Origin of the sequence: Shewanella sp. ZOR0012 (genome assembly GCF_000798835.1) — a bacterium.
In the GTDB taxonomy this organism is placed as follows: Bacteria; Pseudomonadota; Gammaproteobacteria; order Enterobacterales; family Shewanellaceae; genus Shewanella; species Shewanella xiamenensis.
The window spans coordinates 2251640-2266314 of the sequence record NZ_JTLE01000094.1 but is presented as its reverse complement, the minus strand read 5'-3'; the positions used below and the strand labels follow the sequence as shown (position 1 = coordinate 2266314).

General features: G+C 44.5%; 10 protein-coding genes. 6 read left to right on the top strand and 4 right to left on the bottom strand.

Annotated features, from left to right (window positions below):
- Positions 1 to 234: 234 nt before the first annotated feature.
- Together L976_RS11525 and L976_RS11520 are read right to left on the bottom strand one after the other, a co-directional pair.
- Positions 235 to 1347: an OmpA family protein gene (locus L976_RS11525; protein ID WP_037421235.1), complete on the bottom strand. Its 1113-nt coding sequence runs from the start codon at positions 1345 to 1347 to the stop codon at positions 235 to 237.
- 239 nt (positions 1348 to 1586) lie between these two features.
- Positions 1587 to 3953 carry a phosphoketolase family protein gene (locus L976_RS11520; protein ID WP_037421225.1) on the bottom strand — a complete coding sequence of 789 codons (2367 nt, stop codon included), beginning with the start codon at positions 3951 to 3953 and terminating at the stop codon, positions 1587 to 1589.
- Between the two features lie 430 nt (positions 3954 to 4383).
- Here L976_RS11520 and L976_RS11515 point away from each other — a divergent pair, with 430 nt between their 5' ends.
- Positions 4384 to 5850: an alanine/glycine:cation symporter family protein gene (locus L976_RS11515; protein ID WP_047536877.1), complete on the top strand. Its 1467-nt coding sequence runs from the start codon at positions 4384 to 4386 to the stop codon at positions 5848 to 5850.
- Between the two features lie 108 nt (positions 5851 to 5958).
- Positions 5959 to 6732 carry a peroxide stress protein YaaA gene (gene yaaA / locus L976_RS11510; RefSeq protein WP_047536874.1) on the top strand — a complete coding sequence of 258 codons (774 nt, stop codon included), beginning with the start codon at positions 5959 to 5961 and terminating at the stop codon, positions 6730 to 6732.
- A gap of 101 nt (positions 6733 to 6833) precedes the next feature.
- Here yaaA and L976_RS11505 read toward each other — a convergent pair whose 3' ends face one another.
- A complete protein-coding gene (locus L976_RS11505; RefSeq protein ID WP_037421215.1) occupies positions 6834 to 8240 on the bottom strand; it encodes a M28 family metallopeptidase in 1407 nt (468 codons plus the stop codon).
- Positions 8241 to 8375: 135 nt separating this feature from the next.
- Here L976_RS11505 and L976_RS11500 point away from each other — a divergent pair, with 135 nt between their 5' ends.
- The gene (locus L976_RS11500) at positions 8376 to 8672 is read left to right on the top strand and encodes an ArsR/SmtB family transcription factor (RefSeq protein ID WP_006084975.1); all 297 of its coding nucleotides are present in this window, start codon (positions 8376 to 8378) and stop codon (positions 8670 to 8672) included.
- A gap of 60 nt (positions 8673 to 8732) precedes the next feature.
- On the opposite strand, the gene rpsT is transcribed toward L976_RS11500, so the two are convergent.
- Positions 8733 to 8999 carry a 30S ribosomal protein S20 gene (gene rpsT / locus L976_RS11495; RefSeq protein WP_037421209.1) on the bottom strand — a complete coding sequence of 89 codons (267 nt, stop codon included), beginning with the start codon at positions 8997 to 8999 and terminating at the stop codon, positions 8733 to 8735.
- 252 nt (positions 9000 to 9251) lie between these two features.
- Here rpsT and murJ point away from each other — a divergent pair, with 252 nt between their 5' ends.
- From murJ to ileS, 3 genes are all read left to right on the top strand, one after another.
- The gene (murJ, locus tag L976_RS11490; protein WP_047536861.1) at positions 9252 to 10811 is read left to right on the top strand and encodes a murein biosynthesis integral membrane protein MurJ; all 1560 of its coding nucleotides are present in this window, start codon (positions 9252 to 9254) and stop codon (positions 10809 to 10811) included.
- Between the two features lie 65 nt (positions 10812 to 10876).
- Positions 10877 to 11812, top strand: coding sequence for a bifunctional riboflavin kinase/FAD synthetase (ribF, locus tag L976_RS11485; protein ID WP_047536858.1), 936 nt, complete (start codon positions 10877 to 10879; stop codon positions 11810 to 11812).
- A 32-nt stretch (positions 11813 to 11844) separates the two neighbouring features.
- Positions 11845 to 14667, top strand: coding sequence for an isoleucine--tRNA ligase (gene ileS, locus L976_RS11480; RefSeq protein ID WP_047536855.1), 2823 nt, complete (start codon positions 11845 to 11847; stop codon positions 14665 to 14667).
- Positions 14668 to 14675 lie beyond the last annotated feature (8 nt).

Sequence of the window (14675 nt, the reverse complement as noted above, 5' to 3'; positions counted from 1 at the left end):
TCAGATAGCGGTCAAAACTCAGAAATGAACTGATGACTATTAGAAGCGATTTTGCCAACTTTTCCAACCATCAATGTAAAAAAATTACAAAAATGGTAAAACTACATCGTTTCTTGCTAAACATAGTGGCGAATGCCACTTAATCAGTCTTAGCGCCATCAGGTTAGGTAGTGTCGATGCCTTAAAAACAAAAAGTCGCTGCAAGCAGCGACTTTTTTATTCTTAACAGTGCAATTACTTCAGAACAGGTTGTTTTTCAGTAGTTGTCACGATGGCTTCGATGCGGCGGTTAGCTGCATGAGCTTCTTTCGAGTCACCAGCCACTAATGGCTTAGTGATACCGTAACCGTTAGAAGTTACGCGGCTTTGGCTGATGCCATATTTTTCAACAAGGATCTTAGCAACAGCGTCAGCACGCTTGTCAGACAGAACCATGTTGTATTCTGGTTTACCTACGTTAGAAGCGTGACCCGCGATTTCAACAGTGAATTCTGGGTTCTTGTTCAGGTAGTTAGCCAGTCTTTCGATGTCTTTGTAGTACTCTTTCTTCACTACTGCAGAATCGTTAGCAAACTGGATAGAACCTACATCTTCTTGCTTTTTAACGTTTTCATAGATAGTACAGCCAACAGAGTCAACTTTGTGAGTTGCAGGCGTTGCTGGGCACTGATCTTTATCGTCGTATACACCATCGTTGTCTGAGTCAACTGGTGCTGCTGCAACAACGGCGGCAGCTACAGGAGCCGCTGCTGCTGGAGTACCAAAACGGTAGCTTAATTCTAAGCCCCAATAGTTGCTGTCAGCTTCGATTGTGTTGAAGTCTGTGTCGTCTAAGTTTTCATAACGGCGGTATTTAGCTTGTAACTTCAGATTATCGGTGAAGTTATAACCAACACCTGCGCCAAAGTAAGGCGCAAAATCGTTAGAGCTGTATGAGCTTGAAGTTGTGCCAGTATGTTGGCTGTTTTCTAAGGTGTAGTACATTGCACCCGCTTCTGCAGACAGGCTCCAACGGTTACCTAGTGGCCATACACCGACTAAGCCCAGAGTTGCACCTTTAACATCTGCATCATTGCTAATGCCACCATTAGTCCAATCTGCACTACCTAGATCACGATAGCCGATTTCTGCACCAAAGTAGTCATTAAACATATAGCCTGCGAAGATGTCCCATGCGTATGGGTTATCATCGCCGTTATCAGTTGCAATGTGTTCATAGTTATTAACGCCTAAACCTGCACCAACATACCAAGGAGTTAACTCTTGAGATGCACTGGCAGCAAGTGGAAGCATTGATGTAAGTAAAACTACTTTTAATGTATTCTTCATCATTTTTTCTAAGTCCATTGTTTATGATTCTCCACCAATATGCTTTGCGGGTTTTAAGCAAAACATTGCTAGCACTTAGTGTGGGGATCCTTTGGTATTGTAGCCAGCGGTTAATTATCACTGCATTTGTTAAAATTTTCCAGTGCTTAGTCTGAAGTTTTTTTATGGGGCTCCATCCTGTAATCAACTTGAGATGTTAAAAAGACATCCTTTTGGATGCCTTTAAATTGTATTTATTTTGTTAATTTAATTAACTACTAGCGAGTCCAAACCCAATTTTCGATCTCAGTTGGGTCAACACCATGTGCTTTAATATAGTTACGGTGATCAACAAGTCTTTGCAACATATCTGTTGTGATTGAAACGTGTTTAGTCTCATCAATGACGCCTTGTTGAAATAGTTTATAAGCCATATCAATAACAAGGTGGTAGCGAGAAGTTCCATTACGCACACCCATATCAAATGGTGTAGTTGTTGAGCCTTCTTCTTCATAACCTTTAATTCTAAAACGGCGGCTTCCTTTGTAATCAAAAATTAACTTTTTGATTGTATTTGGATAACCGTGATAGTTAAATACTACTCCTTTATCTTGAGTAAATATTTCATCCATCATCCATGGTTTTTCTTTAAATTTACGGCTACCTAAACCATCACTGCTTAATTCGGTGACGCTCACAAAACGGATTCTGACTCGAGGCAGCATTTCCCGAATGATCACTAAAGAGGCCATACATTCTTGAGTGACATAATCACCACAGCCAGCAAGGACGATATCGGGATTTTCATCTGAAGCAAAATCCCACACCATGACGCCATCTTTGGCTTGTTTACGTGCTTCATCTAAGCTTAGCCATTGTGGCAACTCTTTTTTACCTGCGACTAGGATGTTCAGTTTGTCACGATCCGCAAAAGCACGTTCGGTATACACTAAGGTGCTGTTTGCATCAGCTGGTAAATAAGCAGAGATAATCTTTGGATGTTTTTCTAACATCGCACCTAGGAACGATGGGTTTTGATGCGAGTAACCGTTGTGATCCTGACGCTCTAATAATGAAGAAAGTACTACGTTGCATGCTGGTAAAGGTTTACGGAAATGCACCCCTTGACTGGCATAAACATACTTACAATATTGGTCGGCCATGGATGAAACTACTTGCGAGAATGACTCGTAGGTTGGGAACATGCCATGACGACCTGTCACTGTGTAGCCATGTAACATACCAAATAGTAAGTTCTCAGAAAGGAGCTCTAGTACACGGCCATCGCGAGACATATCTTCATCCCAGCTTTCAATTGGCCATTGCCATGCACGGTCGGTTTCTTCAAATACCGCTTGCAGTTGGTTTGAATAGGTTTCATCAGGGCTGAAAATGCGTAAATTGCGTTGATCACGGTTCAGTTTGAATGCGTCACGCATCCATTCACCCATTTTCAGCATGGAGTAACCGCGGTGTCCGCGTGGTACTTCTGGACCGTAACTGAGTTTTTCTAGATCTGGATTGGATAAAGCTCTAACAACTTCACCACCATAAGTGAGATGTTGGCGACCACAAGCTAAGTGTTTTGGTGGGATCAATGAGCTAATATCCGCATCAAAAATCAGTTCACCTTGAGCATTGATTTGATAGAGCTCTTGGAACTGGTAGCTAGCTAACCAATTATCCAATGCGGCTAGATGGCCTTTATCGGTCGCGCATTTATTGACAATCACTTGGTGTGATTCGCAGTTGCCTTCTAACTTCTTACCATTATATTCGCTTACGCCAGTCCAACCTTTTGCTGTGCGCATTAAAATCACTGGCCAGCGAGGTTTTACAATATCTTCGCCTTTACGTGCTCGGGCTTGGATATCATTAATCATGCTATAAGCGGTATCCATGGCGGTTGCCATTTGAACGTAGATATCTTCTTCCGCTTCGCTGTCCACAATAATGGGGTGGTAGCCAAGACCGCGGAATTCAAGATCTAATTCTTCATGGCTCATGCGTCCCATACGGGTTGGGCCAGAAATTTTATAGCCGTTAATATGGACGATAGGTAGCACAGCACCGTTGGTGGCAGGTGATACCAATCGGTTTGCATACCAAGATGCGGCTAATGGGCCTGTTTCTGATTCTCCATCACCTATTAATACTGTCGCGATAAGATCGGGGTTATCAAGCACTGCGCCCCAGCCAACGGATAATGAATAACCTAATTCACCACCTTCCAGAATTTGTCCTGGTGCTTCAGGATTAGCATGTGAAGGATAACCGTATGCTGCTGAGAACTTTTTACAAATATCCTCAATGCCCGTTTCATTATAAGGAATGGTTTCTGGATAGTAGTGGCTTAGAGAGCCTTCAATGAATAAGTTAGCTTGTACGGCAGGGAAGCCGTGTCCTGGACCAACTAAGTAAATAAAGGGACGATTGTGTTTTACAATGAGTCGGTTAACGTTCGCGTAGACAAAGTTGATACCTGGACAGGTTCCCCAGTGACCGAGCAAGCGAGGCTTAATGTCCGAGTGCGCTAGTGGGCGCTTATGAAGTACGTTTTGCTTTAAGTAAATCTGGGAGGTGGCTAGGAAGTTAGTGGCTCTTACGTATTTTTTAAGAGCATTTATCTCATGTGTTGTCGTCATATTAAGCCTCACTAGAGCAGACGGAAGTAAATAATGTTTTCTTGGAGTTACTATATTTGTAATTTTATTACAAAAATGTGCCCTGCATCCAAATTTTAAAACTTGTGTTTGTCGTTAACGCATGTGAATGAAGTTTGTTAAATTGTTAATTTAATATTAACAGTGACTTATCTAAGCTTTATGATCGTGAGCTTGTAGCTATTTAACAATGAAAACCTAGGCTTGATCACATGAGTAATTTCGAATACTGTGCTATTTTGCTGCGTTGAATTCGGTAGCCGTGATGTTGTAAATTCACGGAAGGATAATTTGAAAGAATAAATCTACCGATATTCTTACCTTTATTTGGAAGGATTCATTCACCACAAATGTTGCACCTCGCTAAGTATAGGTGGGGGAGGGCATTTGCTACGGGAAGAAGTAAAATAATATGTTAGAAACGATTGTAAACTTTTTGAACGCACTGCTCTGGGGCAAATTGCTCGTTTACGGACTGGTGGGTGCGGGGCTCTATTTCACCTTACGACTTGTATTTATTCAACTTACACACTTCAAACACTCTCTAAAAGTCATGACCATGAGCCGCCAAGGCTGTGAAAGTGGTCTGTCTTCATTCCAAGTATTCTGTACGAGTATGGCGGCCCGTGTGGGTGCCGGAAACATGGCGGGGGTAGCGGTGGCCATTGGCTCCGCCGGACCTGGCGCTGTCTTTTGGATGTGGTTAATTGCCATGTTGGGTATGGCAACGGCTATGGTAGAGTCCACTCTTGCGCAGGTTTATAAGGTGCGTGATACCAACGGCCAATTTCGTGGTGGCCCTTCTTATTATATGGAGAAGGGACTTGGTCAGAGATGGATGGGGGTGTTGTTCGCTTTCTTCCTGATCATCGCCTTTGGTTTGGTGTTTAACGCGGTGCAAGCTAATACCATTACGGGGGCGATGGAGCGCGTGTTTGGCTTCGATCCGACCTATGTCGGTATCGGCTTAGTGTTAGCCAGTGGTTTTGTTATCGTCGGCGGCTTACGTAAAGTTGCGCGAGTATCTGAGTTTATCGTGCCAATTATGGCGTTGGCTTATATTCTGATCGCTTTCATTATTGTGTTGTTCAATTTAGAGCAATTACCCGCAGTTATTAGCCTGATTGTAAAAAGTGCTTTCGGTTGGCAAGAGGCAGCTGCAGGTGGCGTTGCTTATACAGTCGCTCAGGCGATGCAAGCAGGTATTGCCCGTGGTTTGTTCTCAAATGAGGCGGGGATGGGCAGCGCAGCAAACGTGGCGGCGAGTGCCTCACCTAATCCTAATCATCCAGCATCTCAGGGCTTTGTGCAGATGATGGGAGTTTTTGTTGATACTATTGTTATTTGTACCGCAACGGCTGCCATTATCTTGTTGTCTGGTGACATAGGTTCTAGTGATGATGGTATTCGTCTTACTATTAATGCGATGTCGAATCATGTTGGTGATTGGGGCGGTGCCTTTATTGCGATAGCGATTTTTCTATTCTGCTTTACCTCAATCATTGCTAATTATTCCTACGCCGAAACCAATGTGATGTTCTTAACGGGTAACAGTACTAAGGCGTTACCGTTATTTCGCCTGTGCGTATTGGGCATGGTGATGTTTGGTGCCGTAGCCAAAATCAGCTTAGTGTGGAACTTAGCCGATGTGTCAATGGGGCTAATGGCAACGGTCAATATCGTCGCATTGTTGCTGTTATCTGGCTTGGCGATAAGGGTTATCAACGATTACAGTGAACAATTAAAGAGCGGCAAAATGCCTGAGTTTGACCGCAGTAAGTTCCCCGAATTGATGGAACAACTTGATGATGGCATTTGGCAGGACAATAGTGCCAATGAGTTGGCTAAATCGCGTACTGAATCTGCGGTTAGTCGCTAAGCTCAAGTTCACTGATTAGCGCTATCGGAAAAACCACGTCATCCGTACGTGGTTTTTTTATGCTTGTTCAGTATCATAGTGGCGTATTTTATTTGTTGGAGCGTGTTAATGTTGATTTTGGTTTCACCGGCGAAAACCCTAGATTTTGAGCAACCTCCCTTGACTCAAACCCATACTCGGCCCGATTTTTTAGCTTATAGCCAAGAGCTCATTCAAGTTTGCCAACGGTTAACCCCTAGTGACATAGCAACATTAATGAAGGTCAGCGATAACATTGCGGGCTTAAATGCGGCACGTTTTGGCGAGTGGACACCCGATTACAGTATTGATAATGCTAAGCAAGCTATTTTCGCTTTTAGAGGCGATGTTTACACCGGTTTTGATGCTGATACCCTGACACCTGAACAGCTTGAACGTACTCAGTCGCAGTTGCGCATTTTATCTGGGCTATACGGGTTACTGCGGCCATTGGATTTAATTTTACCTTATCGCTTAGAAATGGGGACTGCCCTTGCCAATCCTAAAGGTAAGAATCTCTACGATTTTTGGGGCAACACTCTCACCGTAGCGGTCAATAATGCGGTCGCTGCGCAGGGGGATGAGATCATTATCAACCTTGCATCCAATGAATATTTTAAGGCGATAAAGCCAAAGCAATTAGCAGGACAATTAATCACTCCTGTTTTTAAAGACTTTAAAAATGGTCAATACAAAGTCATTAGTTTCTTTGCGAAAAAAGCGCGGGGAATGATGGCAAGATATATTATTGATCAGCAAGTGAGTTCGATTGATGAATTAAAAGCATTTGATGTGGCAGGTTATTACTACAGTGAAGAATTGAGTAAACCGAATGAGCCAACATTTTTACGTGAAGCGCAATAACGTATTACGGCTTAAATAAAAAGAGCTGCTTAGGCTTAATGCCAGTCAGTTAAGCTGACTGGCATTTTTCTTCTTATGGGTGAATGATTTACTTATGCGGCTTATTTCGATTCAGTGCTAATGGGCGTTAACACTAAATTTGAGTTTGCCATGATATAAGCAAATTGAGCATATGCCGCCACATTTTGTGCCAGAGCCTTAGGATTGATTTTATCTAAGGTATCGTTAGGTGTGTGGTGATAATCGAAGTAATCGTGGCCATCCTGTCTTAATGATGCAACAGGTACGCCTAATGCGGGTAGCATAGAGACATCAGGTCCGCCAGAGGCCTGATTATTACCAAGGGCGACACCGTTGTATGTCATTGGTTTAATGCTCTCTTGAACTTGGGCGAAAACGTTGTCACTTACTTTAGTATCGATTTGATAAATCGGACCTGCGCCAAAGTCCGATTCGGCAGCAATATAATGTAGAGGTAACTCGGCTTTGTGTGCTTCAGCATAAGCCTTACCCCCCACTAAGCCAATTTCTTCGGCTGCATATAGTACTACTCGCACCGTACGAGCGGGCTTTTGTGGAAGATCTTGAATATGTTTTGCTGCCGCTGTCACAATCGCAACACCAGCGCCATCATCAATTGCACCTGTACCTTCATCCCACGAATCTAAATGGGCACCAATCAGCACTATTTCGTTAGGTTTACTACTGCCAGTGACTTCTGCAATAACGTTGTAAGAGGTATTCGTTCCTAAATCCTTCGGTGACATATGTAGCTCGAGCACCGCATTCGGATCGCGTTTTAACATGGCATCGACTAAGTCTGCATCGGGATTAGACATCGCCGCAGCAGGGATTTTAGTCACACCATCTTGATAACGCATCACGCCAGTGTGTGCCATGCGGTCATGGTCGGTGCCTATTGAGCGAATGACGATTGCTACGGCTCCCTTTTGTGCTGCTGCGACAGCGCCCTTCGAGCGGCCGCCGACACTTTTTCCGTAACCTTCACCAGTTATATGACGCTCCGTTTTTTGATCGATAAAGGCAATTTTACCTTTTACATCATCAGGGTTGGCTTGTTGTAATGCTTCTAGGCTATCAAAGCGAGCTATTCTAGCCCTAATGCCCGTTACTGGCGTTGCAATGCTGCCACCCAATGCAGTAATCACCAAAGGTTGCTCTACCGGAGAGATAATCTTGGCTTTGGCTTCTCCACGTTCCCAAATAGGAACCTGTACTGGCTCTTTATAAACCTTATCAAACCCGAGGCTGGTTAACTTATTCATTGCCCAGTTCACGGCAATAATGTCTTTTGGACTACCAGCAAGGCGCGGTCCTACTTCTACCGTAAGAGATTCGACAATGTCATATCCAATCGAAGAGGCTAAAGCGGTTTGTTGTAATTGAGAAGGGATATCTGTTTTGACTGGTGTTTCGATATGAGTTTGGCAAGCGCTCAAACCACTAATAAAAAGGCCTGTTATCAACGTTGTTTGGTAGGGTTTCATAGGTTTCCTTTGTTTTTATTAAGCATGTCCCACTTTTGAAAACAATCTAGCAAAAAGTGTGCTTTATGTCCCGACTATATCTGTAAGGCAACGCTATATTAGCGCAGGGGTTAGTTTTAGGAGAAAATGTGCGTAATGAATATTGAATTAATGCAGGAGCGAGCCGATCATGCCGTGGTGCTATTAAAGGCACTCGCAAACGAACGCCGTTTATTTATCCTTTGTTATTTACTGAATGAAGGAGAAATGTGCGTTGGCGAAATGAATAAAAAATTAGGCTTAAGTCAATCGGCACTATCACAACACCTTGCTTGGTTACGCAAAGATAATTTAGTAACCACACGCAAAGAAGCGCAGACCGTATTTTATTCACTGAAGAGTGATGAAGTGCGTGAGATGATCCATTTACTAAACAATATTTATTGTCATTAATGGTTTTCAGCAGATATAAAAAAACCGGCAATTGCCGGTTTTTTTTATTTACTAAGATAATTAAGCAACAAGCGCTTTGATCTTAGCGTTCAAACGAGCCTTATGACGAGCAGCTTTATTCTTGTGAATAAGGCCTTTAGTCGCCATACGGTCAACGATTGGTTGTGCAGCAGCGAAAGCTTCGGTTGCTGTTTTGTGATCACCAGCTTTGATAGCTGCGATAACTTTTTTAACGTATGTACGTAACATTGAGCGACGGCTGGCGTTATGCTGACGACGCTTTTCAGATTGAAGCGCGCGCTTCTTTGCAGACTTGCTATTAGCCAAGGTGCAACTCCTAAAAACTGGATTTGATACTTTTAAAGGCCGAGGAATATGCCTGCATTTAGTCACTTTGTCAATGACTATGATTGAATAATCATCATAAAGATAAATTAATTCAACCTGCCTTGGCTATCTTCAACCCAACTCGTGTAATATGTGGCGCAATTCTAGCAGCTATTACCGCAGTGTGACAGAGCCTGAGTCGATTTTTTGAGATGAATCACCTAATCCATTCGATATAGGTCTGGGGGACGTTTGAGTAAAAAATTATTGAAGTCAGGCATGATTGTTAGTGCTATGACATTGATTTCCCGTGTTTTAGGTTTGGTTAGAGATGTTGTCGTTGCCAATTTAATGGGTGCAGGGACAAGCGCTGATGTTTTTTTCTTCGCGAATAAAATTCCTAACTTTTTACGTCGATTATTTGCCGAGGGCGCCTTTGCACAGGCATTTGTTCCCGTACTGACCGAATATCAAGAAAAGCATACCTCGGACGAAACTCGCGAGTTACTCAGTAAGGTGGCGGGGACCTTAGGGCTCTTAGTGACGATTGTCACGCTTGTCGGTGTGATTGCATCTCCTGTGTTGTCCGCATTATTTGGTGGCGGCTGGTTTATGGCCTGGCTGAATAACGAACCTGATGGTGCTAAGTTTGAGTTAGCAACGGTCGTTCTAAAAATCACTTTTCCTTATCTGTGGTTTATCACCTTTACTGCTTTAGCGGGCTCAATCTTAAATACTCGAGGACGCTTTGCTGTATCGGCTTTTACGCCAGTGTTTCTAAATGTGGCCATTATTGCGGCGGCAATGTTTTTCGCTCCAACGTCTTCTCAGCCCGAAATTACCTTGGGATGGGGAGTATTTTGCGGTGGTTTAATTCAGTTTTTATTCCAAATTCCGTTTCTGCTCCGAGAGAAAGCGTTAGTAAAACCCTCGTGGGGTTGGCAACATCCCGGGGTTGTGAAGATTAGAACTTTGATGATCCCTGCATTGTTTGGGGTTTCTGTCTCACAAATCAACTTGTTATTTGATACCTTTATCGCCAGCTTCTTGATGACTGGTTCTATTAGTTGGCTCTATTATTCAGACCGATTATTAGAGTTTCCACTTGGTTTATTTGGTATTGCTATTGCAACCGTGATTTTACCAGCGTTATCGCGAAATCATGTGAATGCAGAAGGAGATGGCTTTGGTAACACCATGGATTGGGGAATTAAAGCGATTTTATTACTCGGTTTGCCTGCGATGATGGGGTTGATAGTGCTCGCGCAGCCTATGTTAATGGTATTGTTTATGCGCGGCGCCTTTACTATCAATGATGTGCAAATGGCCTCTTACAGTTTGATGGCTTACGGAAGCGGTTTACTGAGTTTTATGTTAATCAAGGTGTTAGCGCCAGGATATTATTCTCGCCAGGATACTAAAACCCCCGTACGCTATGGCATCATCGCTATGATCACCAATATGGGCTTTAACTTAATATTTGCAATCCCATTTGGTTATGTGGGTTTGGCGATTGCTACATCCATGTCAGCCTTGCTTAATGCCACATTACTTTATCGCGGCCTGCATAAAGCAGGGGTTTATCGTATTACCAAACCGACTATGGTGTTTTTCCTTAAAGCCGTGGTCTCTACGGCATTGATGGTGGTAGTCTTGTACTATTTATTACCCACGCAATCTCAATGGGTAGAATGGCATTTAGCTTTACGAGCTAAGGCTTTGATTGGTTTGATTGCTGTTGGGACTATCACGTATTTACTTGGGCTACTGGCGTTGGGAATTCGTCCTTGGTCAATGAAACGGGGAGTTTGATTGCTGATTCTTATCGTTAGCTGTTATATAATCAGCCGATTTGCGCTTGGCAGTTGTCTAAAGTTATGGAATTAATCCGTGGTACACATAACATTTTGTCATCTCACCATGGCTGTGTGCTGACGATAGGTAATTTTGATGGCGTGCATCGCGGCCATGCACAGGTGATTGCTAATCTGGTGCAAAAGGCCAAACAGCTGTCGTTACCGCCAACAGTGATGACATTTGAGCCTCAGCCACAGGAGTTATTCCGAGGTGAGAATGCCCCCGCGCGTTTGAGCTTACTGCGGGACAAAATCATCCTGCTCGATGAGTTAGGCGTTGAACGGTTAGTGTGTGTTAACTTCAACCGTGCCTTTGCAGATCAACCAGCGGAGCATTTCATCGAAGAACTGCTGGTGCGTAAACTCGGAGTGAAGTATCTCGTCGTTGGCGATGACTTTTGCTTCGGTCAAGGCCGAAAAGGCAATTTCGAAATGCTGATGCAGGCGGGAGTTCGTTATGGCTTTACCGTGGTCAGCACCCAGAGTTTTATGGTGGGCTCGCAACGTGTGAGCTCGACCGCGGTAAGAGAACAATTGGCGAAAGGAAACCTGGAGCAGGCGAGACGCCTACTCGGTCACCCCTTTACCTTAAGCGGCCGTGTGGCCCATGGCCAAAAAATTGGCCGAACCATAGGTTTTCCCACCGCCAATATCGCCCTCAAGCGCAATGTGGTGCCAGTGCGCGGGGTGTTTGCGGTGAAACTCTATTGGGAAGATAGCGATATTTATGAAGGGGTTGCCAACATTGGTTTCCGCCCGACCGTAAATGGTCAAGTTTGTCAGCTTGAGGTGCATCTTTTTGATTTTGAAGGTGACATTTATGGCAAGCATGTTGAGGTTGAGTTAGTGGCAAAACTTCGCGATGAACAACCTTTTGATTCATTGGATGCACTAAAACAACAAATTTTGAATGATGCAAATGAGGCCAGAGCTTTATTTGGTAACGATGCAGGCTGATATTTATCAGTTTAATTAACGGTATAGGATCAATGAGCGACTATAAATTTACTTTGAATTTGCCGGAAACTGAGTTTCCGATGCGTGGTAATTTGGCAAATCGCGAGCCAGAGATGTTAGAGCGCTGGACGAAAGACGGTCTGTATCAGCAGATCCGTGATAGCCGAATTGGCCGCACACCTTTTATTTTGCATGACGGCCCACCGTATGCGAACGGCAGTATTCATATTGGTCACTCAGTCAACAAAATACTTAAGGACATTATTGTTAAGTCAAAAACCATGTCAGGTTTTGACGCGCCTTATGTGCCGGGTTGGGATTGCCACGGTCTGCCAATTGAACTGAAAGTTGAGCAAAAAGTCGGTAAGCCTGGTCAAAAAATTTCTGCGGCCGAATTCCGTGAAGAATGCCGTAAATATGCTGCCGAGCAAGTCGATGGCCAACGCGAAGATTTTATTCGTTTAGGCGTGTTAGGCGATTGGCAAAAACCTTATCTAACAATGGATTTTGCCACTGAAGCCAATATTGTTCGCTCTTTATCAAAAGTGATTGAAAACGGTCACTTACATAAAGGTGTTAAACCTGTTCACTGGTGTACAGACTGTGGTTCTGCCCTTGCTGAAGCCGAAGTGGAATACGAGGATAAAACCTCTCCCGCTATCGATGTGGCCTTTACTGCAACTGACAGCAAAGCCGTTGCCGCTCAGTTTGGTGTAAGCGATTACTCACATCCAGTCGCTATGGTGATTTGGACAACCACACCTTGGACGCTGCCTGCGAACCGCGCGTTATCTATCAGCCCTGAGCTTGATTACAGCTTGGTTGAATTTGTCAAAGAGGGCGCGACTCACGCGGTTATTCTGGCCGACGTGTTAGTTGAAGCTTGTATGACGCGTTACGGCGCCGAGAGCCATAGCGTGTTAGGTAAAGTTAAAGGTGCAGCGCTTGAGCTGGTTCGCTTTAAGCATCCATTCTTAGCCTTTGACGTACCTGCAATTTTAGGTGACCACGTGACGACTGACGCCGGTACGGGTGTGGTTCACACAGCACCTGGCCATGGTCAAGACGACTTCGTGGTAGGTCAAAAATACGGTTTAGAAGTGGCAAACCCAGTTGGCGATAACGGTGTCTACAAACCAGAGACTGAGTTCTTTGCCGGTCAACACGTATTTAAAGCAAACGACAATGTGGTTGCGCTGCTGAAAGAAAAAGGCGCGCTATTACACCATGTTGCGTACCGTCACAGCTATCCACACTGCTGGCGCCATAAAACGCCCATTATCTTCCGTGCTACGCCGCAATGGTTTATCTCAATGGATAACCACAACCTGCGTAAGCAAGCATTAGGTGAAATTGAGCAGACTCAGTGGATACCTGACTGGGGCCAAAGCCGCATCGAAAAGATGGTTGAGAATCGCCCTGATTGGTGTATCTCCCGTCAACGTACTTGGGGCGTACCAATTACATTATTCGTACACCGCGAAACTGAAGAGCTGCACCCTGACAGCGTGTCATTAATGGCACGTGTAGCTAATCGTATTGAGCAGGAAGGCATTCAAGCTTGGTGGGATCTCGATGCTGCCGAATTACTGGGTGAAGAAGCCGAACAATACCGCAAAGTGACCGATACCTTAGACGTATGGTACGACTCAGGTTCAACCTTTGCTTCAGTGGTAGGCGCGCGCCCTGAGTTTCATGGTCATGGCGTCGATTTATATCTCGAAGGTAGCGATCAACACCGCGGTTGGTTTATGTCATCATTGATGATTTCTACCGCGATGACTGGTAAAGCACCTTACAAGCAAGTGCTTACCCACGGCTTTACCGTTGATGGTAAAGGTCGCAAGATGTCGAAATCTATTGGTAACGTGATTGCGCCGCAGCAAGTGACTAACAAACTAGGTGCGGACATTTTGCGCCTATGGGTTGCAGCAACCGACTACAGCGGTGAAATGACTGTATCGGATGAAATCTTAAACCGTAGCGCCGATGCTTATCGCCGTATTCGTAACACCGCTCGTTTCTTACTGGCGAACCTTAATGGCTTCGATCCTGCTAATGACTTAGTGGCAGTAGAAGATATGGTGGCGTTAGATCGTTGGGCTGTGCGCCGCGCGGCCGCTCTTCAGCAAGAAATTATCGAAGCTTACGAGCAATATAACTTCCATATTGTGACGCAAAAGCTGATGCAGTTTTGCTCGGTTGAGCTAGGTAGCTTCTACTTAGACATCATTAAAGACCGCCAATATACCGCTAAGCAAGAGGGCCATGCCCGCCGTAGCTGTCAATCGGCATTGTTCCATATCGCCGAAGCTATGGTGCGTTGGATTGCGCCAATCCTGAGCTTTACTGCCGATGAAGTGTGGCAATTACTGCCAGGTCAACGTGATGCTTACGTGTTTACCCAAGAATGGTATCAAGGTCTGCAATCTATCACTTTAGATACTGATTTAAGTGATGCGTACTGGGAAAATCTGCTGACTGTACGTAACGAGGTCAACAAGGTCATCGAGCAAGCGCGCCGTGATAAACGTATTGGTGGCTCCTTAGAAGCCGAAGTCATACTGTTTGCTGATGCGGCTTTAACTGAACAGTTAACGCACATTGGTGATGAGCTGCGTTTCGTCCTGTTAACTTCAGAAGCTAAAGTATTGCCATTGGCAGATGCGACAAGCGATGCCGTTGAAACTGAGCTGGCTTCATTGAAGTTAGTGGTAAATGCAACAACAGCAGAAAAATGCGAACGTTGTTGGCACCACAGGGAAGAAGTGGGCACGATTGAGGCTCACCCAACGCTGTGCCATCGCTGCGTAACCAATATTGAAGGTGACGGCGAAGTTCGTCTGTTTGCGTAAAGGATCTG